Below are 22,183 nucleotides of genomic sequence, written 5' to 3'. Positions count from 1 at the left end.
TACAGTTTCATTCATTCGCTTTTCCATAACACCGAATTCTCCTCGCCAAATTCGTTTGGCTCCCGCAATTCATTAGCAGCATCAATATACCATTTACCATCAATTACAAATTTGTACACATGTTTCCCCGGCAGCAAATGCTGTTCTACAACCCATTCATCCCCTTCCCTGCGCATAAGAAAACCATTGGGCGACCAATTATTAAAATCACCAGCAATACAAACCTGCTTTGCATTTGCAAATCCCTTTAAACGGAATGTATGATTTGGTGCAATAATGAGCGTTTCGTTTGGCAACTTCCTCTTCGTTACAGCATCAGCAATATCGCTACCATCTACTTCGTAAGTATATTCATAATTACCGTGCCCCAGTACATACGAGAAAATCCAGCCACTGTCTGTTTTCTTCATCTGCAGTTCATAATTTTTCCATTGGTTGAACGAACCTTTCAACACTACTTTCTTTGCTGTAAGATTTCCCTTTAAGAAAAACACAACCGGCTTGCCAATACAAATCACTGCATTGGTTTCATTGAACTCGTTGGGGTATTGATCGGGATTAAACGGATCGGTAAACCATTGTTCATCGGCAATAAAACGATAAGTATAGGTACCATCTGCAAGATAAATCTGTTTTTGCCAACCTTCGCCCCATCGCTCCATTACAATTTCTTCGGGGTTCCAGTTATTAAAACTACCTGCAAGCAGCATGTGTTTTGTTTTGGCATAACCTTTCAAAGCAAACACAAAATTAGTTTTGTAATAAACCGAATTATCATTTCCTTCTCCATCGTTTTCTACCAGTTCATTATCCTTATCGATCGTCCATTTACCATCGGCAATAAATTTATAATAGTGTTTGCCGGGGGCAAGTTTTACAAAAGCTATCCAGCCACTATCGGTTTTTATCATTGGTAACACATCGGGCTGCCAATTGTTAAACGTACCGGCCAGCATTACCTGCTTAGCCTGCAGGTTGTCTTTCATAAAGAAAGTAACAACCGAGTCTTTTACTGCAAACGCATATTTATGGATAAAGCGATTGAATCCATACAGCGGTTCTTTGTTTGAGGCCCCTTGCCCGTAGTTAATCCGTTTTTGAGCTAACAGAATTTTTTCAACCGGGTTACCTAACTGATCGGCAGGCTCCATGCTTTTGCTTAACACAAGCATTTCGCCATTGTTTAATACAATGGTCCATCCAAGTTTGATCAACGAATCGGGACGGCTGCTTTTGAAAAAGCTCTTCAGATCGAGTTCTTCCAGATTATAATGCCGGATGAATGTTTCAAGCTCATTTACCGGAATATTTTTACTGAGTGTAATGTAGATGTATCCTTTCTTAACCACAAATGACTTTACAGGCGGTTGTGCGTACACGTTACTGCCAAAAAGCAGAAACAGCAGCAGTAGCAACCTGCGCAGTAAAGAAAAGAAAGATATGGCTTGCCTTATTTCCATATGTACATCTTACGCTTTACAAAGTTAAATCCAATTTTATGCATCGAAAGAAAATCGAAGCCCAACATTCCATCGAGGCAACGGTTATAAGAAAAACACATTTTTGCCATATTGGTTACCAATACCGGCATACTGTTTACAGCACGGTCGCCAATTGTAAAGTTGCGCATATCGCCATACAACGCATCTACTTTTGCATTGCCTGCACCATTTAATGTAATACGACGGCTAATAGACACACTGTCGAGAACATTTTCCGATAAACGGCTGTCGATAACATTCGATTCGGCACCGGTATCAACTAAAAAAGTAAGTCGCTTACCCCCTACTTTTCCATAAGTGAGAATTTTATTATCAACCAGGTTAATATCAAAAACGGAATAGGCTGAAGTATCGCTGAGCATACTGTGTTGGTATGTTTTAGCTTCTTTTTTAGAGATGTGATGAAGATGAATTTCGCTGTTTTCGTAATCAATGATCATTTCAAAATGTTTGAACAGCTGTACGCCGAGTAATCCGAAAATTTTAATACCCTTACTGTTTTCGATGTGCCCAAGGCTGATGCGGTCGGCCTCTACTTTATGATAATGCACAGCACCAAACGAAAGTTTACGGATCATGGTTCGTCCGTAATCGGTAATGGCTCCTGTAATACCTCCGCTCTGTTCCCCGTTGCCTGTTCCTTCCAGTACCGGATAATCACGAAAATAAGTTGTGTTTAAAATCAATCCCGGTGCTCCGGTATCAAGAATAAAACTGCCTTCAATTTTATCGGCTTTGGCCTTAATTAAAATAAGATTTCCTGCCCGGCTAAACGGAAGTATAAAATCTACGGAGTCGGTTTCTATTATTGGTTCGTTCGTAAAATTGTGCAATAACGAATTGTTGGGAAGCTGTGTACCCGATACAGACAGAATAGTTCTTGAAGAATCTTTACCGGCAGGCGTTTGTGCGTACCCGTTTGCAGCAGCCCATAAAAAAGCAGCAGCTACCAATAGCTTTACCGGTAAAATTGATGACATAAGGTTTAATACAAAACAAAAATAGAACAGCAGCTTTATACACTTCATCCGCCGGCAACAACAAACAACCACTAAACTATTTTAACAGTATACGAACAAACAAAAAAGAAGTTACTGATCTGCTTTGCATTTAAGCAGCAGGGCTTTATCTTTTGGTATGATTTCGAACAAAGATTTTTGTGCAATGCTTCTGTCATTTGCCGAAGTAAAGGAAGAGCCGCATTTCGATAAACGATCGTTTCGTGTAAAAAAGAAAATTGTAGCTACACTTGATGAGTTAAACCAAACTGCCTGTGTAAAGCTTACAGCTACTGAACAATCGGTTTATTGCCTCATCGATGAAACAATTATAAAGGCCGTACCAAACAAATGGGGATTACAAGGCTGGACGTTCATCTACCTCAAAAAAATAAAAAAAAATTTGTTGTACGATGTAATTGTTAGCAGCTATTGCTCTGTTGCTCCAAGATCATTGGCGCAACAATACCTGAAATAAGAAATCCTCCGAAACGGAGGATTTGCATTAACCAAAAACACCTTAAAAGATTTGTTCTCAAACGGGCAACATTTATTTACAATCGGGAACAGTTTGCTGTTTTCTGTGTAGCGGATATGTCTTTTTCTGGACTGGATTAAAAGACGGAGCCGGTGCAAAGGTAAGCACCGGCTCCAAATCGTTTTCTATAAATGAGGTCTGTTGCTGCCTTTAAAAGGTCAAATAACAGAAAAATGACAAAACTCACTCTTCTTTTATCAGGTTACCCGAACCTGCCAGCTTCGATTTGATGTCGGTTGGGTTTCCGTAATAGTGAATATCTCCTCCACCGGCAACACGTACATCCAGCTTCAAGCTTGCATACAACCACACATTGCCCGAACCGGCTATTTCCACTTTTGCATTTTCAGCTTTCAGGTTTTTCATGATCACATCACCACTTCCTGCCACATCAATATCAATATCACGTGTAGCTCCGGCAGCTTCTGCCTTACCGCTTCCTGCAATGTTTACGGCCACCTGTGGGGCATTCACCTCTTTCATTAAAATATCGCCACTACCAGCAATACTGAATTTTATTTTAGAATCGGAGGTAAGGTTTGTTTCTGCAACAATTTTACCGCTGCCGGCCAAACTAACTTCTGCAAAACGAGGGGCCGTAATATGCACTTTCATATCTTCTGTAGGGCGGATGTTTACACCTTTACGGGTATGTATACGTAATACCCCGTTTTCAACTTTGGTTTCTACATAACGCAACAGGTTTTCATCGCCCGTAATTTTAATTTCAAAATTATCGCCCTGAGTAAGATACACATCAAAAGAGCCACCTGTTCTTACACTCTTAAAATCACGTTCGCTGCGGTTTGTTGTAGCAATTTCACCATTGCCACGCACACTGCGCCAACGACAGGAAGTAAGAATAAATAAAAATGTTAATGCAATAAATACACTGCGGAGAAAAGCAATACGCATGTTTGTTGTTTTAATTTAATAGTTGAGATAATAAGGCGCACGCAGAAAACAAGTGTTTTTGCGCACTTTTCAGATTGGTTAAAGCAGGAGCCAAACAAAAGTAATGGAAAAACAAGAGGCCAAAAAACGAAAAGGATAAACCTATTTTCCACATAAGCCTTAATAGTTCGCTTCGGGGCATGCCTGTTTTTGTTACCTTCGCCGCACCATGACAGAAAAGATTCTCATCCTCGATTTCGGCTCGCAATACACACAATTAATTGCACGTGCTGTTCGTGAAGCCAATGTTTACTGCGAAATTGCTCCTTATCACAAACCTGTTGTAAAAGACGATACCCTTAAAGGCATTATTCTTTCGGGCAGTCCGTTTTCGGTAAACGATGAAAAGGCTCCTGTGGTAGATGTGGAATTACTTACAAAATCGTTGCCTGTACTCGGCATTTGCTATGGTGCCCAGCTTACTGCGAAACAATTAGGCGGAAGAGTTGAAAAAAGTGAAAAAAGAGAGTATGGACGTGCATCGCTCCAAATACAAAAAACGGATATTTTATTAAATGGTCTCAGCGAAAAATCGCAAGTGTGGATGAGCCACGGCGACAGCATCCTTGAGTTACCCCAGGATTTTGAAATAATGGCAGTAACCGATTCTATTCCTGTTGCTGCTTTTCGTGCAACCGGCGGTTACAGTAACCCGTTATACGGTTTGCAGTTTCACCCCGAAGTATACCATTCAACAGAAGGAAAGAAAATTATTAAAAACTTCCTGATGGAGATCTGCGGTTGCAAAGCCGATTGGACTCCTGCTTCTTTTGTAAATGAAACTGTTGAATCGTTAAAAAAACAAATCGGCGACCGCAAGGTTATTATGGCGTTAAGCGGCGGTGTCGATTCAACCGTTGCAGCTACTCTTATACACAGAGCTATTGGCAAAAACCTTTCAGGAATTTTTGTTGATAATGGTGTGTTGCGTAAAGATGAATTTCAACAAGTACTCGATACCTATAATACCATTGGCTTAAATGTAAAAGGTGTTGATGCACGTGAGCATTTTTATACCAAGCTTGCAGGAAAAAGTAATCCTGAAGAAAAGCGGAAGATTATTGGCGGCACATTTATTGAAGTGTTCGACCGTGAAGCACATGCAATTGAAGGTGTTGAACTGTTAGGACAGGGAACCATTTACCCGGATGTGATTGAGAGTATAAGTGTACACGGTCCTTCCGTAACAATTAAATCGCACCACAACGTGGGAGGTTTGCCCGATACCATGAAACTGGAACTGGTAGAGCCTTTACGATATTTGTTTAAAGATGAAGTTCGCCGTGTTGGTGCAGAACTTGGAATTCCTGCCGAGCTGCTGAACCGTCACCCCTTCCCCGGCCCTGGTTTAGCCATCCGTATTTTGGGAGAAGTAACAGAAGAGAAAGTAGATTTATTGCAACGTGCAGATGCGATCTTCATCGGTGGATTGAAAGAACATGGTTTATACGATAAAGTATGGCAAGCAGGTGCTATTTTATTACCTGTTCAGAGCGTAGGTGTAATGGGCGATGAACGTACGTATGAGTTTACGTTGGCCTTACGTGCTGTAACATCTGTTGATGGTATGACGGCAGACTGGGCACATTTACCGTACGAATTCCTTGCACATATCTCCAACGAGATTATTAATAAAGTGCGTGGTATTAACCGTGTGGTGTACGACATCAGCAGCAAACCGCCTGCAACCATTGAATGGGAATAATCATCTGCAGAACGTAGATCGACTATATGAAACAACTATTATTTGTACTTGTACTTGTTACAACGGGTTTGCTTGCATCGGCACAGAATGCTGTTAAAAAATATCGTGTAGGTATTTTTGCCAGCTTGTATCTCGATTCATCGTTTACCGGTGCAACCTATAAATTTACCAACCAGATGCCGAGGCACCTGTTGCCGGGTCTGGATTTTGTGCAAGGTGCATTAATGGCTGCCGACTCAATTAACAGCACTGCTCCGTTGGAGGTAATAGTGTACGATCTGCGTTCGGCCGATCAAAGTCTTGATAAACTCCGCAGCCGTAACAGTTTCGATTCACTCGATCTGATGATTGGTTCGGTAAGTGGTGCTGAATACAGAACCTTGTCGGATCTGGCTTTGTTAAAAAACATTCCGTTTATCTCGGCAACATTTCCAAACGATGGTGGTGTAACTAACAACCCCTTTACAATTATTGTAAACTCAACTTTACCGGCACATTGCGAAGCGATCTATAATTTTATTATGCGCACCAACCCTACTGCAAATCTTTTGTATGTGCGCAGAAAAGGAACTTCGGACGACAGGCTTGCTTCCTATTTTACTAAATACAATAAAGGAAGCAATGGTTCTTCGTTACTGAAATGGAAAACGCTTAACCTGAACGACAACTTTACAACTGCCGATCTTACTTCACAACTCGACAGTTTAAAAACCAATGTGCTTATCTGTGGTTCACTCGATGAAGCATTTGGTTTAAACCTGGTGAATGTTGCACAGAAAATTCACAAAACATATCCCATGGAATTGATTGGTATGCCTACATGGGATGGCATGAAGGATCTTACAAAACCCGAATACAAAGACCTTTCATTATTTTACACAGCTACATTCTTTAATACGGGAACAGTGGCGGCAACGAATTTTACAAAAGGCTTTACCGATCTTACTTACGGGCGACCATCGGATGTTGCATACAGAGGTTATGAACTCACTCGTTTTTTTGTGCAATTACTTTTACGCTACGATACACAACTGATGCAACACCTGAATGAGCGTACTTATCGTTCATTTACCGAATTTGATTTCAGACCGGTATTAAACAGTACAAGCGGCAAACCCGATTATTTCGAAAACAAACGTATTTACATTTTGAAACGGAGCAACAATCTTGTTTCAAGAATGAACTAAGAGCACGCCCTATAACATTCTCTACCCGGGTTACAACAAAGCATTCTTGTAAGTGTTAGTTATACATGACGCACAAGAAAAAACATTTGCCCGAAAAAATCTGCATCGTTTGTCAGCGACATTTTAGCTGGCGCAAAAAATGGGAAAAAGTCTGGAACGAAGTAAAGTATTGCAGCGACCGATGCAGGAATAACCGCCAAAAATCTTTCAATCAGTTACTACCACTTGACTGAAAGATTTTTCTTTCAACATTATCTTTCGCATAAAAATAAAAAAGCCGGCTGCTTTCGCAACCGGCCTTGTCGTCTATCTGTTCGTACCTCTATTTATTATTCCCTTGCAATTTTAATGAGCTTAACCACTTTGCGGTTTGTTCCTTGCATTACCTCTGCAAAGTAAGTACCCTGTGTATATTTCGATCCCACTTCAATTACCTGGCCTGCATACAAATTCTCTTTCACCTCAACAATACGTCCATTCACATCCACAATTTTCACCGTTATCTTCTGTTGCTTATCGCTGCTTTGCAATTGCAAACGGAAACTTGAGAGCGATGGGTTGCCGAGAACTTTTACGTTGAATATATCAGTAGCAGTTATGACAGGTGTTGGATCTGCCATCCTTATTGCAGGAGCTGTTCCATAATTATCGCCACGTACAACAATGTTACCGCCCGTTAACAGCATTCGTTGCGTATTGGAACCTGTCCATTTGCTTGAAAACAGTAAAGTGCCTCCGTTAAAGAGAGTTACTGCAATTTCATCTGTATTGCCCGGCTCTCCACGATCACGCATGCTTACACGTAAATCAAGATTACCACCCAAAGCAACCGGAGCCAACGGATTTGTAACATCAGTAAGATTGGCCTTTGATAAGAACTCAGCATAACGGTCAACTACAGGTGTTGATGTGCCACTAGTACCCAATGATGTCATTGAATTAGACTTAATCTGGTAAGTACGTATTACCCCCCCTACATTTCTACGGAAAATCATATTAACACCTCCCTGCAGGTTTGTTCCTTTCTTATTGTACTTCACATTTAAACCAAAGTTCATTTTTAAACCCGGAGTTGATGCATAAGTACCTCCAGACTGTGTAGGCATAATATATCCACCGCCTGTAACAAAATCACCCAAAGGTTTATATACAGTAACAACAGTAATCGTATTAACCGGAGCTTCGCCTATATAGTATCCTTCATCAATTACAATACCTACGTTATATTGAGCAGCATCTGCAGTATTGATATTTACCGGCCAATTATAAGACACTACACCTACTTTCGAATCGCTGCTGTTAATTAATGCAGGTGTTAACCAACCTGATATGTCCGTAAACGTACTTCCATTGTATAATACAAATTTCACACGTGCATTGGTTATATTACCAGCATAAGCATCCGTTGCAGAATTACCGGTTACAGCAGTTATATCAAGAATGCTTGCCTGTAATTGTACAGTTGCTGTACCACTTGTTGCACTGGAAGTAGCCTGGAACTGTGTACCGATGTATTCTGCTCTTGCATCTTCATCCTGAATATCAAAGTCGTCCTCATCGCTTCCAGCAGAATAAGTTGCATCCCCGGCAAATGAGGTATTAACCTTATACCCGCTAACATCCGGATTCTGAGTCAATATTAATGTTACTGAAGCTATGCCCGATGCATTCGTTACAGCTGTAACGTTTTGCGATCCAATAGTAAATGAAATCGTTTTACCACTTAATGAGTTGCCGGTCATCTGGTCAGTTAATTTCGCTGTAAGCGTTTGCTGATCTGAATACTGTTCGCTGTAATCACCTGTGTATACAAGTGTAACAGGGCGTTTATCTACAGTAACTGTAGCAGAGCATGTTGATGAGTTGCCGTTCACATCAGTTACCGTCATGGTTACAGTATATGAGCCTGCTGCTGTAAACAGGGTTTGCGAAAGACTATATCCAGCAATTGTACAATTATCATAACTGCCATTATTCAATGCATTATTTGCAATAGAAACCGTTCCTGACTGATCAAGATAAACTGCTATGTTTTTGCATATTGCTGTCGGGGCAATATTATCAACCACTGTTACAACTGCATTGGCTGTTGAACTATTGCCGTTTACATCTGTAACTGTTAACACTACATTATTTGTACCTACGTTGCTGCAGTTAAAGTCTGTTTTCGATAGTGACAATGTTGCTATGCCGCAATTATCACTTGAGCTGTTGTTTACTGCTGCGGCTGTTGTGCTTGCTGTGCCTGCTGCATTCAGATAGATGGTTACATTTTGTGCTATTGCAGTTGGTTTTTCATTATCTGTCACCACAACGGTTTGGGTTACTTCAATTGCTGCATTGCCATTTACATCGGTAACATTCCACTTGATAGTGGTTGTGCCAACTGGATACAAGGCCGTTAATGCTAGACCATCACTGCGAACGCCTGTTGGTGTACCTACTGTACAATTATCTGTTGCGCTTGCACTTACTGCAACTGTTGCACCACATACTCCCGGATCGGTGTTGACTGTCTTATCGCCATTGCTGGTGATAACCGGTTTTTCATTATCTGTTACCACAACGGTTTGGGTTACTTCTATTGCTGCGTTACCATTTACGTCTGTAACATTCCACTTGATAGTGGTTGTGCCAACTGGATACAAGGCCGTTAATGCTAGACCATCACTGCGAACGCCTGTTGGTGTACCTACTGTACAATTATCTGTTGCGCTTGCACTTACTGCAACTGTTGCACCACATACTCCCGGATCGGTGTTGACGGTTTTATTACCATTACTGGTGATAACAGGTTTTTCATTATCTGTCACCACAATGGTTTGCGTTACTTCAATTGCTGCATTGCCATTTACATCCGTAACATTCCACTTGATAGTGGTTGTGCCAACTGGATACAAGGCCGTTAATGCTAGACCATCACTGCGAACGCCTGTTGGTGTACCTACTGTACAATTATCTGTTGCGCTTGCACTTACTGCAACTGTTGCACCACATACTCCCGGATCGGTGTTGACTGTCTTATCGCCATTGCTGGTAATAATAGGTTTCTCATTATCTGTTACCACAACGGTTTGTGTTACTTCTATTGCTGCGTTACCATTTACATCGGTAACGTTCCACTTGATAGTGGTTGTACCAACTGGGAATAAATCAGTTAATGGTTTACCATCACTGCGAACTCCGGTTGGTGTACCAACTGTGCAATTATCTGTTGCACTTGCACTTACTGCAACTGTTGCACCACACACTCCAGGATCGGTGTTGACAATCTTATTACCGTTGCTGGTGATAACCGGTTTTTCATTATCTGTTACCACAACGGTTTGGGTTACTTCTATTGCTGCGTTACCATTTACATCTGTAACATTCCATTTGATGGTGGTTGTGCCTACAGGGTATAACGCTGTTAATGCAAGACCATCGCTGCGAACTCCGGTTGGTGTACCTACTGAACAGTTATCAGAAGCGCTTGCACTTACTGTTACTGTTGCACCACATACTCCCGGATCGGTGTTGACTGTCTTATTGCCATTGCTGGTGATAACAGGTTTTTCATTATCTGTTACCACAATGGTTTGCGTTATTTCAATTGCTGCATTACCATTTATATCCGTAACATTCCATTTGATGGTTGTTGTGCCAACTGAATACAAGGCGGTTAATGCTAGACCATCGCTGCGTACGCCCGTTACTGCTCCTACTGAACAGTTATCGGTTGCACTTGCACTTACAGTTACTGTTGCACCACACACACCAGGATCGGTGTTGACTGTCTTATCGCCATTGTTGGTGATAACAGGTTTAATTTTATCTTCAACGGTTACATATGCATATCCTGATGCCTGATTACCATTACCATCATTCACCGTAAGTGTTACTGTATTCTTATTACCAGTATTCATGAAATGATTACCTAAACCAGAAACATCATCGGTTGTAAATAGATCCCATTCTGTTGTTAAAGTTGTAAATGCATTAGCACCAATTCCTAATGGGTTTGTTGTGATACCATTTCTCACGCTAGACTTTCGCCGTAATGTGGCATCTACTGTTGTATAGCCTCCTGTGCCTGTCCAGGCAGCTCCGGGATCATTCCCAATTTTACCAATAATGTCAACAAATTGATTAGTTGTGTTATTAAACAAAGCAACTGCATCATTACCATTGAAGGTCATCATTCCCAGTGAAGTAGCTGCACCTGAATAACCAGTAGCAGAAGTGTTTTTATAAACAATAGTAGCACCAGGAGCAAGTGTTCCTGATAATGTATTAGACGCTGTTACAGAATTTGATCCATTTGAATAAACCCTCAAAGAATAATTTGCAAGGTTTACCGATGATGATGTACCATTATAAATTTCAAGATATTTTATGTTGTTAGGGCTTCCGCCTTCAACATATTCCGAAATTATCAATTCTAATGCCGACGGCTGATTCGTATTGTTACAATTAAACGTAAATGGAGTAACTGATACTAAATTCACAGTTCCGCAATTATCTGTACTGCCGTTATTCACATCAGCCGGAGAAATTGAAGCATTTCCACTTGCATCGAGCTGAACAGTAATATTTTTTGTAATTACTGTTGGAGCAGTGACATCTTTCGCTGTTAATACAACCGTCTTAATATCTGTTAAGCCTGCAGCGTCGGTTGCGGTAACGGTTATGTTGTACGTTTGATTATGTGCTAACGGAATAACTGTTCCTGCTACAGGGCTTTGCGCTATTGTTACCCCGGTACAATTATCTGTTGCAGTACCAATAACATTCGGAACAACAATTGAACAACTTGTATTCAGATTTACATTTTGATTAGCTGCTGGCGTTAACACAGGCGGCGTTACATCCTTCGCTGTTAACACAACTGTTTTTACAGTTGTATTGCCCGAAGCATCCGTTGCTGTTACAGTAATATTTGTTGTTTGATCGTGTGTTAAAGAAATTGTAGAACCGGCAACAGGGCTTTGTGTAATTGTAACTCCTGCACAATTATCTGTTGCAGTACCACGTACATCCGGCACAACAATTGAACAACTTGCGCCAAGATTTACATTTTGATTGGCTGCAGGTGTAAGCGATGGAGCAATATTATCAATAACAGTAACGTATGCTGTTCCTGTAGATTGGTTACCGCTGCCGTCGGTTACAGTTAAGGTAACCGAAACGGCTCCAGTTGTAAATGTATGAGTACCTAAGCCACCTGTAGCATCAGTTACAAATCCATCCCATTCAGTTGCAGGATTAAATGCATCTGAACCATTATTATCACCTTTATTAATTGAAGATTTGCGTCTGATTGTATTATCCGCTGTTGAAGTTGATCCAGTGCCCCACTCTGTACCGGGGTCAGTTCCTATTTGACCAATAACATCAATTATCGTCGAACCTTTAACTAATGCAACTGCATCATTTCCATTAAATGACATTACAGAACTTGTTTGATCTGTCTGACTTAATATTGATGCATTTGATGATCCATTTGCAATCACGTAAACATCACCTGCGGCTATAGTTCCTGTTAAACTAACTGAAGTAAATGAAGTTGATCCATTAAAATATACACGAATTGCATATCCGCCTGTACCTAAATTGATTGAAGAACCAGTACCATTATATATCTCAATCGCTTTATTATTAGAACTACCCTCTATATATTCTGTAATAAATAATTCAGTTGGAGCAGGTAGAGAAACATTACTACAATTAAACGCATCAGGGCTCACACTCAACGTAACAGGTCCGCAAACATCACTGCTACCATTATCCACTTGGGCTGCTGTAATGCTTGCATTGCCTGCAGCATCAAGATTTACAGTGATATTCTTTGTAAGTACAGTTGGCGGAGTAATATCTTTAACCAATACAGTTGCATTGGCAGAAGCTGAATTGCCGTGAATATCTGTAACTGTGAGAGTAACTGTTTGACTACCTAAATCTGCACAGGTAAAGTTTGTTTTATTTAAAACAACACTTGCTATACCACAGTTATCTGTAGATCCATTATTTATTTGTGCGGCAGTAATAGTTCCGGTTCCTGCTGCAGTAAGATTCAGCGTAATGTTTTGAACATTAACAACAGGATTTGTATTATCAATTACTGTAACTGTAAAAGAAGAAGTTACAGAGTTGCCATTTACATCTGTTGCAGTATAAGTTACTGTTGTTGTTCCCACAGCAAACGTAGTTCCACTTGTATGCGAACTTGTAAATGTGCTGATTGCACAATTATCCGAAGGAGTAGGCGCAGTCCAGGTAACAATTTTATTACATGTTGTGCTTCCTGCGCCTGTATACACCGAAATATTAGAAGGCGTATTAGAAATAACAGGATTTTGATTATCGGTTACTGTTACAACCTGTGTTGCGGTTGCTGTTCTTCCGTTTACATCTGTTACTGTCCATGTTACGGTTGTTGAACCAACAGGGAAGCTTGCAGACGCATTGTTTGTTACACTTGCAACTGCGCAATTATCGCCAGTGGCCGGAGTGCCAAGTGATACGTTTGTTGCTGCACAACTTCCATTATCTGCATTAACATTTACTGTTGCCGGTGCTGTAATGGTTGGGTCCTGATTATCGATTACTGTTACAACTTGCGTTGCGGTTGCTGTTCTTCCGTGTACATCAGTTACTGTCCACGTTACTGTTGTTGAACCAACAGGGAAGCTTGCAGGTGCATTGTTGATTACACTTGCTACGCCACAATTGTCAGCGGTAGTTGCTGAACCTAACGCAACATTTGTTGCAGTACAACTTCCATTGTCTGCATTTACACTTACTGCAGTTGGTGCAGTAATGGTTGGATCCTGATTATCAGTAACCGTTACAACTTGCGTTGCGGTTGCTGTTCTTCCGTGTACATCAGTTACTGTCCAGATTACAGTTGTTGATCCAACAGGGAAACTTGCAGGCGCATTGTTTGTTACACTTGCAACTGCACAATTATCGCCGGTGGCCGGAGTGCCAAGTGATACGTTTGTTGCTGCACAACTTCCATTATCTGCATTAACATTTACTGTTGCCGGTGCTGTAATGGTTGGATCTTCGTTGTCTGTAACGGTTACTGTAAAACTTTTTGCATCTGTTCCACAACTATTGGTGGCAGTTACCGTAACTGTAGTTGTTCCAACAGGGAACAACGAACCTGAAGGATGCGAATAAGTAAAGTTTGGAGCCGGTGATCCTGATGCATTAGCGGCAGTATATGTTACAACAGCACCACAAAAACCAGGATCATTATTTTTTGAGATATTACTGTAAACAGTAGTAATTACAGGCGCCTCATTAACAGTTAAAGTGCCCATTTCACTTGCATACTGCCAATCGCATCCATTAAAACTATATCTGTACGTATAATAATAGTTGCCTGCAGCTGTTGGAGTAAAACTGTACTGATATTCATCATTATTTCCGTTACTACCTGAGCTGTTAAATGATGCGGTAACCCATGTAAACGAAGCGGAATTATTTGTGGTGCCGTATCCAAACTCGGCAATAATATTTGTGCTTGGCGAACCACTACCCGGAGTTATACCTGGCTCATAAACCTGGCCATACGCTGTAAGAGATTGTCCAAGACAAACAGTAGCGGTTAAAGGGTATTGAAGATTGACATAGTCAAGTTTGCTTTTTACAATTATTGTACCCCCAAGACTTTGAGTTGGACAACTACCGCCGACTGTTGTAACTGTATAATTAAACGTACCGAACTGCACGGTGGGTGTACCACTAATTGTCAATACATTTCCAGCAATAGACGAGCTCACACCTGCTGGCAATCCTGAAACATTTACGCTGGTTGCACCTCCTCCAAATTCGTATTGTATAGCAGTAATTGCTGTACCCTCACATACTTCCTGGGTATTATCTCCAGATGCAAGGGTTAATGTATGCGGTACATCAACAGTAAGTGTTCCCACCTGCGGAGTGTATTGCCAATCGCATCCATTAAAACTGTACCTGAATGTATAATAGTATACTCCTGCGGCAGGAGGAGTAAATGTGTACAGATATCCATCATAGCTGAAAAGACTTGCGGGACCATTAAAAGCTGCAGTTGCCCATGTAAACGAGCCAACATCGTTAGTTGTTCCATAGCCGAATTCTGCCACAATATTAGGACTTGCAGGCCCTGAGCCTTCTGTTACTCCCGGCTCGTATACTTCAGAATAAGCAGTATAAGAATTACCAAAACAGATAGAAGGGGTTAACGGAGGATCAAGATTAATAACATTAAGTTTACTCTTAACAGTTATTGTACCTCCAATACTTTGTGTCGTACAACTATTACCCGTAGTAGTAACGGTATAGTTATATGTTCCAAAAGATACTGTTGGTGTACCACTAAGCGTAACAGTATTGCCAACTATTGAAGGGCTAACCCCTGCAGGTAATCCGGAAACGGTAACTCCTGTTGCACCACCGCCAAATGAGTATTGAATCGGAGCTATTGCAGTGCCTTCACAAATAGATTGAGAAAGAGATCCGGAATTATGTAAAAGTGTGTGATTAGAATTTACCGTAAGTACACCACTGTTTTGCGTTGTTCCATTCCAAAAACCGTTGGGGTAACCACCGTATTGCCAAGATGTACACGAGCTTAATTTATAACGAAATGTATAATAGTATGTACCTGGAGTGGAAGTTGAAAATGTAAATGTATATTCATCATTATTTCCTACTTGAGTATTAAAAGTAGCATTACTCCAATTTGTCCATGTTTCTGGATTAGTATTAGAAGTATTGTAACCAAACTGAACTTCTACACCTGAACCCTGTCCACCACCTTCTGTAATGCCCGGTTCATATACTTGTCCATAAGCAGTAAAATCCCCGCCCGCACAAAAATTTGCGTTTGACGGAAATTGAAGGTTTGCATAATCAATGGTATTGACATTAATAGCAACTGGATTAGTGGTAAATGGATAACCAGGAGCATTGTTTTGCCCACATTGACCACCACTTCCTGCACGAGGTGTAAATGTAACCCTGCAAAAATAATATCTTGTTCCGGTAGTAGTAGTTAATGGTGTATAACTATTTGTAGTCGTTTGTGAAGTTAAACTACTAGAGGTTTGAACAGTAACAGTTGAACCACTAATTACGTTTGTATTTGAAGTATTGTAATACCAAGTATATGTAATATTGATGTAGCTACTTGCTCCTCCTCCTAGCTCACAAGTTGTCATTGTTGCCGTGATCGGAGATGCGGTAGAATTCAAACACAAATTTTGATCAGAATTTGCCGGAACAGAAATTCCGCTTGGATATATTACACCATCAGTAAAATATGCATAAGCAATTAACCCACTTGTTATTCCAGTTGCTTTTAACCTTAGTGAATCCCCAGGACAATCACAAACCGTCCAATTTGTAACAAACGCACCATTTGCATCAGCAACGACTGTCCACGGTAAATAGGAAGAATCAGCAGTAACTGTATTACAAGGGCTGTTGAGATTTTTAACCTTTAGCTGCACTTGTTCAAATGCCTGAAAACCCGCACCAGTAAAGACTGCATTCGATCTGGGCGCATAATCAGGTTTATCACTAATCACTGTTGCCTGCCCAACAACCCCACTCATCATCCCAACACTTATCACAAGCATTGCAAAACGAAGCAATAGTTTTTTTGATTGGATCAGGAAATAAAAAGGCGTTAGCAGTGCATTTAAGGCATGCTGATTAACTGACAAGCGGAGCAGTTGCAACATAAACAGTGGTTTTAGTTTGGGTGGTTTGCCCGGAAAAAAGGATTGTGCGATGCTGGTTTTGGGAAGGAGTGGATAAAACTATAAACACACAGACATAACTGTATATTACACGTAAGTTGAAGTTCGATCTTAAAAGGTAGTGGAAGGTTTCAGAGGATTGGGATAGACCGGATCAAATGCATTTAGCAACTGGCTTATCAGTAAAGTATGAAAATAAAAGAAATAATGTGTTCTTACAACTGCCTCAACAGATATATTTTGCTGTCATATATTCCTTTCAACATTTGTGGCAGTACCTGTACAAACAACGAGATAACTTAGATTTGTCAATCGTTTATGAAGCTTTATCTCACTCCTGGTTATCAATGCATTGCTTCCTGGCTTTCGGCCAAAGGCCATCATGCTTTTCCGTTCCAGGAAGAAGCATGGCAACATATTGTTTCTAGTAAAAGCGGATTGGTAAATGCTCCTACCGGTTGCGGTAAAACATTTTCTGTATTTCTTGGTTCCGTTATCCGTTTCATTAACCAGCATCCAACCGATTATAAAAGCAAATCAAAAAATGGCCTGCAGCTTTTGTGGATCACTCCTTTGCGTGCCTTGGCAAAAGATATTGGCCGGGCAATGGAAGAAGTGATTGAGGAACTGGGCATGAGCTGGACTGTTGGTATCCGCAACGGCGATACAACGCAGGCAGAACGGGCAAGGCAAAAAAAACAATTACCCGAAGTACTCATCATTACACCTGAAAGTCTGCATTTGTTTCTTGCACAAAAAGGTTATGCCGATGCATTTAAAAATCTGCAACTGATAGCTGTTGATGAATGGCACGAACTGATGGGAAGTAAACGAGGTGTACAGGTTGAGTTAGCAATCAGTAGAATTGTGAATAGCCATCGGAAGTCAATGGCGACTAAGCCACCAATGATCTGGGGCATTAGTGCAACCATCGGCAACTTAAGCGATGCGAAAGATGTATTGCTCTCAGCAATTAGAGAAGAAGGCGTTATTGTAAAAGCGCAAATGAAAAAACAGATCGTAGTAGAATCTGTTTTGCCCGATGAAATAGAGAATTACCCTTGGGCCGGTCATTTAGGAATAAAACTCATACACAAAGTAATTCCCATTATTGAACAAAGTAAAACAACACTCATATTCATCAACACAAGAGGCATGAGTGAGCGTTGGTACCAGGAGTTACTCAATCATGCACCTGAGTTTGCAGGAGCTATTGCATTGCATCACGGCAGTATAGAACAGGAACTACGTTTGTGGGTGGAAGAAGCATTACATACTGCCAAACTCAAAGCAGTTGTTTGCACGGCTTCCCTCGATCTGGGTGTCGATTTTCGGCCGGTCGAGACCGTTATACAAGTTGGCTCGCCGAAAGGTGTATCACGCTTTCTGCAACGAGCAGGACGTAGCGGTCATAGCCCCGATGCTGTAAGTAAAATTTATTTTCTGCCAACACATTCGCTGGAATTAGTAGAAGCAGCTGCCTTAAAAAATGCAATTGATGAAGAACTCATCGAAAGCAAAGAACCGATGCTGCTTTGCTTTGATGTGCTGATACAGTATTTGAATACGCTTGCAATTTCAGATGGTTTTAAACCAGAAGAAATTTTTGCAGAAGTAAAATCGACTTACTGCTACCGTGATCTGTTGCAGGAAGAATGGGAAGAAGTATTGAAGTTTTTAACAGAAGGCGGTAAAGCTTTGCAACAATACGATGATTATAAAAAGATTGAAGTAATCGACGGGCTGTACAAAATAACAAGTCGCCGTATTGCAATGCAGCATCGTTTAAACATCGGTACAATTGTAAGTGATGCCATGCTGAAAGTAAGAATGCAAAGCGGTGGCTATGTTGGAGTAATTGAAGAATATTTCATCAGCCGTTTAGAACCCGGCGATTGCTTTACGTTGGCCGGAAGAAATCTTGAATTGCTACAGATAAAAGACATGACCGTATTGGTAAAGAAATCAACTTCTAAAAAAACAATTGTACCCAGCTGGAACGGAGGCCGCATGAGTTTAACGGCTAACCTTGGCCGTAAGTTAAGAGAAACGTTCAATGATGTTGCTGACGCCGGTAAAATAATGGGGTCAAAAAATCAGGCACCGGAGCTTGTTCATCTCTCCTCCTTGTTTCAATTGCAGCAACAGTTGTCGCATATTCCAAAAGATAATGAACTGCTTATCGAACATCACGAAAGCAAAGATGGTTATCACTTACTTGTTTATCCTTTTGAAGGGCGGCAGGTGCATGAAGCTATGAGTGCGATCCTCGCCTACCGCATTGGTAAAATTGCTCCGCTTACTTTTTCCATTGCCATGAACGATTACGGATTTGAATTACTATGCGATCAACCCATACCTGTTGACGATACCAATGCAAGCGAATTGTTTACACTCAATGATCTTACTGCCGATATTCAACGAAGCGTTAATGCAACAGAAATGGCAAGACGCAAGTTCAGAGATATTGCAGTTATTGGTGGCCTCATTACACAAACTGCTCCCGGCGAACAAAAGAAAGCAAGACACTTGCAGGCTTCAGCAAGTTTGTTATTCAACGTGTTCAGCGAATACGATTCAAAAAATGTATTGTTGCGGCAGGCTTACCAGGAAGTATTCGATCAGCAAATGGAAGAAGTTCGTTTGCGGAATGCATTTACACGTATTGGCAACAGTACAATTGTTATCACCGTTCCGCAAAAATTTACGCCGCTTTGTTTTCCGATTATTGCCGATGGATTAAACCGCAACAATCTCTCTTCCGAAAATATTGAAGACCGCATCCGTCGAATGCAGGCACAACTGATGAAGGATTAAGCACCGTAAACTATTCTAGAACACTTCACAAGTTCAACTTTATCGTTACATTTATCAAAACAACCTCCTATGCTTAAAAAAATAGTTTACGTATTAATTGCGGCATTGGTCATCATTCAATTTATTCGTCCTGAAAAAAATATTTCTGCCGGTCCATACGCAAACGACATCAGCACTAAGTTTGCAGTTAACGATAATGTAGCATCCATTCTTAAAGAAGCTTGTTACGATTGCCACAGCAACAACACTGTATATCCGTGGTATGCCAATGTACAACCTGTTGCATGGTGGTTGGCCGATCATGTGAATGATGGAAAAAAAGAATTAAACTTTTCGGAATTTGCGGGCTATACAGCCAAACGCCAGCGTAGAAAGTTTAATGAAATTATGGATGAAGTGAAGGAAGGAAAGATGCCATTGAAGAGTTACACTCTTATTCATACAAATGCAAAACTTACCGAAGAACAAAAGAATGCATTGTACAAATGGTGCGAAGAAAATATTGCAACCTTGCCTCCTGCAGAACCCGAACAACAATCGGACAATAACAAAAGTGAACATAAATAAAGAAGCCCCGAACGGGGCTTCTTTATTATTCGGTCAAATACTTTCGTTGAAACCAGAAAAGCAGCACAAACACAATTGCAATAATAAATCCGAAAACAGAAGACCATACATCAATGGCCAATGCTGAAAATAAAGGAAAGCCAAACTCCCCGATTGAATAAACAGTAAATCCGATTTTCTTTTGCTTACGCATTTGCATGGCACCCCATATGCAAATGAGTGCTGTAATAATTGAAACAATCAATATCGCTTCACGTATTTCGTACTGTCGGAGTGTAGTATCGGTAGACCATTTTAAAAATCCTCTGAAAGGTTTCATTTCTCTTGTTTTCTCCAGCGCCCTTTGTTCATTTACCTGCTTTACACTAAAAGGAATAATATAATAACCAATCACAGCAGTAACAATCTGGAAAGCACTCCCGATGAAACTCAGAATGGTTAATACATTAATGCCTTGTGGCGTTGATGGTGGTTCCACATACGAACCTTGCAGATAATCTTTTTGCTCCATGCCGTTTTTCTTTCAAAATAAATCATTTCTGCAACACATGCGTAGAAAAGCACAGCTTACATTTGCATGCCAGCATGCAACAGCCAACATATTTTCAACATTTCAATCAAACTCTCTGGCTTTCGCCTGAGCGCTGTATTTTTTGGGAAGAAGAACGCTGGCTCATTGTATCGGATATTCATTTTGGCAAGAGCGGGCATTTTCGCAAAGCAGGCATTGGAATACCGCAAACAGTTTTTAAAGAAGATCTGCACAGGCTGGTAACACAGATCCAGTTTTTTAAACCCGCACAATTAATCGTTGTGGGCGATTTTTTTCACAGCCACATCAACAACGAAATAAAACTGTTTGAAAAATGGCGTAACGATCTTGCAAGCCTACCCATTCATTTGGTAAAAGGCAATCACGATATTCTGGAACCAAATTGGTACGATGCGAATACGATCGTTGTTCATGAAACACAACTTGTAAACGGACCGTTTGCATTTATGCATGAACTACCGGAAGAAGCAACAACAACAGGTCAGTACATTTTTACCGGGCATATTCATCCGGGCATTCACATAGCAGGATTGGGTAAACAATCATTACGTTTTCCTTGTTTTTATTTTGGCGAACAGCATGCCGTATTACCGGCTTTTGGAAGATTCACAGGTTTACACGCTGTGCGTCCGAAGAAGAAAGATAAAATATTTGCCATTGCTGAACAGCGATTGGTTGAACTGCAATAAATACGTGCATCATCAGTAACAGAATTTTACATATCGCCCATGCTCCTATTTATGCACATCCGCTGCCGGAAGGTCATCGTTTCCCTATGTTGAAATACGAACTGATACCTGAACAGCTGCTGTACGAAGGAAGCATTACACAGAAGAATTTATTTGCACCAACTGTTTGCGCCGATGAGATCGTTCTGCTTACACATGATAAAAACTACCTGGATAAATTAAAGCAACAAACGCTTTCTGCAAAAGAGCAACGGCATATCGGCTTTCCGCAATCGCCTGCATTAACAGAACGTGAACTCATCATTACACAAGGCAGCATCGATTGCTGTCATCTGGCATTTGAAAACGGCATAGCCATGAATGTTGCGGGAGGAACACATCATGCATTTGCAGACAGAGGCGAAGGCTTTTGCTTACTCAACGATTTTGCAACCGCAGCCAATTATCTCTTACATCAAAAACTGGCAAAGCAAATTCTTATTGTTGATCTGGATGTGCACCAGGGCAATGGCACTGCAAAACTGTTTGAACAAAACAACAGTGTATTTACCTTTAGTATGCATGGTGCACACAACTATCCTTTCCACAAAGAAACCAGCGACCTTGATATTGGTTTGAAAGATGGTACAGATGACGGCATTTATCTTCCGCTTTTGCAAAACACATTGGATATGCTGCTTGAAAAAGTAAAGCCTGATTTTGTTTTCTACTTATCCGGTGTTGATATATTAGAAACAGACAAGTTTGGTAAATTGAAAGTAACCATGCAGGGCTGCAAACAGCGTGATGAAATTGTGTTCAGCAAACTGCAGCAACATCAAATACCTTGTACCGTTGCAATGGGTGGTGGTTATTCGCCCGATGTACGAACTATTGTTGAAGCGCATTGCAACACGTTTCGTTTGGCGAAAGATATTTATGGTTTGAATTAGGAAAGAA

At 40.8% G+C, this 22,183-nt stretch carries 13 protein-coding genes; 8 read left to right on the top strand and 5 right to left on the bottom strand.

Annotated elements, in window-relative coordinates:
• Window positions 1-11: 11 nt before the first annotated feature.
• Entirely contained in the window at window positions 12-1,460 is a 1,449-nt protein-coding gene (locus ESA94_RS20135; protein WP_129132753.1) for a hypothetical protein, read from the bottom strand.
• Window positions 1,451-2,482: a pepsin/retropepsin-like aspartic protease family protein gene (locus tag ESA94_RS20130; RefSeq protein WP_164972809.1), complete on the bottom strand. Its 1,032-nt coding sequence runs from the start codon at window positions 2,480-2,482 to the stop codon at window positions 1,451-1,453. Before ESA94_RS20130 ends, ESA94_RS20135 begins: the two co-directional genes overlap by 10 nt.
• 184 nt (window positions 2,483-2,666) lie before the next feature.
• On the opposite strand from ESA94_RS20130, the gene ESA94_RS20125 reads away from it, so the two are divergent.
• Window positions 2,667-2,978, top strand: a complete 312-nt coding sequence (locus tag ESA94_RS20125) for an MmcQ/YjbR family DNA-binding protein (RefSeq protein WP_164972808.1) — start codon at window positions 2,667-2,669, stop codon at window positions 2,976-2,978.
• 243 nt (window positions 2,979-3,221) lie between these two features.
• Here ESA94_RS20125 and ESA94_RS20120 read toward each other — a convergent pair whose 3' ends face one another.
• Entirely contained in the window at window positions 3,222-3,953 is a 732-nt protein-coding gene (locus ESA94_RS20120) for a head GIN domain-containing protein (protein ID WP_129132750.1), read from the bottom strand.
• A gap of 208 nt (window positions 3,954-4,161) precedes the next feature.
• Here ESA94_RS20120 and guaA point away from each other — a divergent pair, with 208 nt between their 5' ends.
• The 3 genes from guaA to ESA94_RS21820 all read left to right on the top strand — a co-directional run bounded on the left by guaA (window position 4,162) and on the right by ESA94_RS21820 (window position 7,117).
• A complete protein-coding gene (guaA, locus tag ESA94_RS20115) occupies window positions 4,162-5,697 on the top strand; it encodes a glutamine-hydrolyzing GMP synthase (RefSeq protein ID WP_129132749.1) in 1,536 nt (511 codons plus the stop codon).
• A gap of 26 nt (window positions 5,698-5,723) precedes the next feature.
• Window positions 5,724-6,884 carry an ABC transporter substrate-binding protein gene (locus tag ESA94_RS20110; protein WP_129132748.1) on the top strand — a complete coding sequence of 387 codons (1,161 nt, stop codon included), beginning with the start codon at window positions 5,724-5,726 and terminating at the stop codon, window positions 6,882-6,884.
• Window positions 6,885-6,949: 65 nt separating this feature from the next.
• Window positions 6,950-7,117, top strand: a complete 168-nt coding sequence (locus tag ESA94_RS21820; protein WP_129132747.1) for a DUF2256 domain-containing protein — start codon at window positions 6,950-6,952, stop codon at window positions 7,115-7,117.
• Window positions 7,118-7,213: 96 nt separating this feature from the next.
• Here the strand turns inward: ESA94_RS21820 and ESA94_RS20100 are convergent, their stop codons facing one another.
• Window positions 7,214-16,600: a lamin tail domain-containing protein gene (locus ESA94_RS20100; RefSeq protein ID WP_129132746.1), complete on the bottom strand. Its 9,387-nt coding sequence runs from the start codon at window positions 16,598-16,600 to the stop codon at window positions 7,214-7,216.
• A 336-nt stretch (window positions 16,601-16,936) separates the two neighbouring features.
• On the opposite strand from ESA94_RS20100, the gene ESA94_RS20095 reads away from it, so the two are divergent.
• Together ESA94_RS20095 and ESA94_RS20090 are read left to right on the top strand one after the other, a co-directional pair.
• Window positions 16,937-19,435 (top strand): ligase-associated DNA damage response DEXH box helicase, encoded by a 2,499-nt coding sequence (locus ESA94_RS20095; protein WP_129132745.1) that lies wholly within the window; start codon window positions 16,937-16,939, stop codon window positions 19,433-19,435.
• Window positions 19,436-19,504: 69 nt separating this feature from the next.
• Window positions 19,505-20,002, top strand: a complete 498-nt coding sequence (locus ESA94_RS20090; RefSeq protein ID WP_129132744.1) for a heme-binding domain-containing protein — start codon at window positions 19,505-19,507, stop codon at window positions 20,000-20,002.
• 25 nt (window positions 20,003-20,027) lie between these two features.
• Here ESA94_RS20090 and ESA94_RS20085 read toward each other — a convergent pair whose 3' ends face one another.
• Complete coding sequence (locus ESA94_RS20085; protein WP_129132743.1) at window positions 20,028-20,513, bottom strand: hypothetical protein; 486 nt, start codon at window positions 20,511-20,513, stop codon at window positions 20,028-20,030.
• 74 nt (window positions 20,514-20,587) lie between these two features.
• Between ESA94_RS20085 and pdeM the strand changes: the two genes are divergently transcribed.
• A complete protein-coding gene (gene pdeM, locus ESA94_RS20080; RefSeq protein ID WP_129132742.1) occupies window positions 20,588-21,244 on the top strand; it encodes a ligase-associated DNA damage response endonuclease PdeM in 657 nt (218 codons plus the stop codon).
• Between the two features lie 86 nt (window positions 21,245-21,330).
• Window positions 21,331-22,176, top strand: a complete 846-nt coding sequence (locus tag ESA94_RS20075) for a histone deacetylase family protein (protein WP_205756027.1) — start codon at window positions 21,331-21,333, stop codon at window positions 22,174-22,176.
• The last annotated feature ends 7 nt before the right edge of the window (window positions 22,177-22,183 follow it).

The sequence above is a fragment of the Lacibacter luteus genome (genome assembly GCF_004118265.1).
GTDB classification, from domain to species: Bacteria; Bacteroidota; Bacteroidia; order Chitinophagales; family Chitinophagaceae; genus Lacibacter; species Lacibacter luteus.
This window is presented reverse-complemented; position numbering and strand designations above follow the sequence as displayed.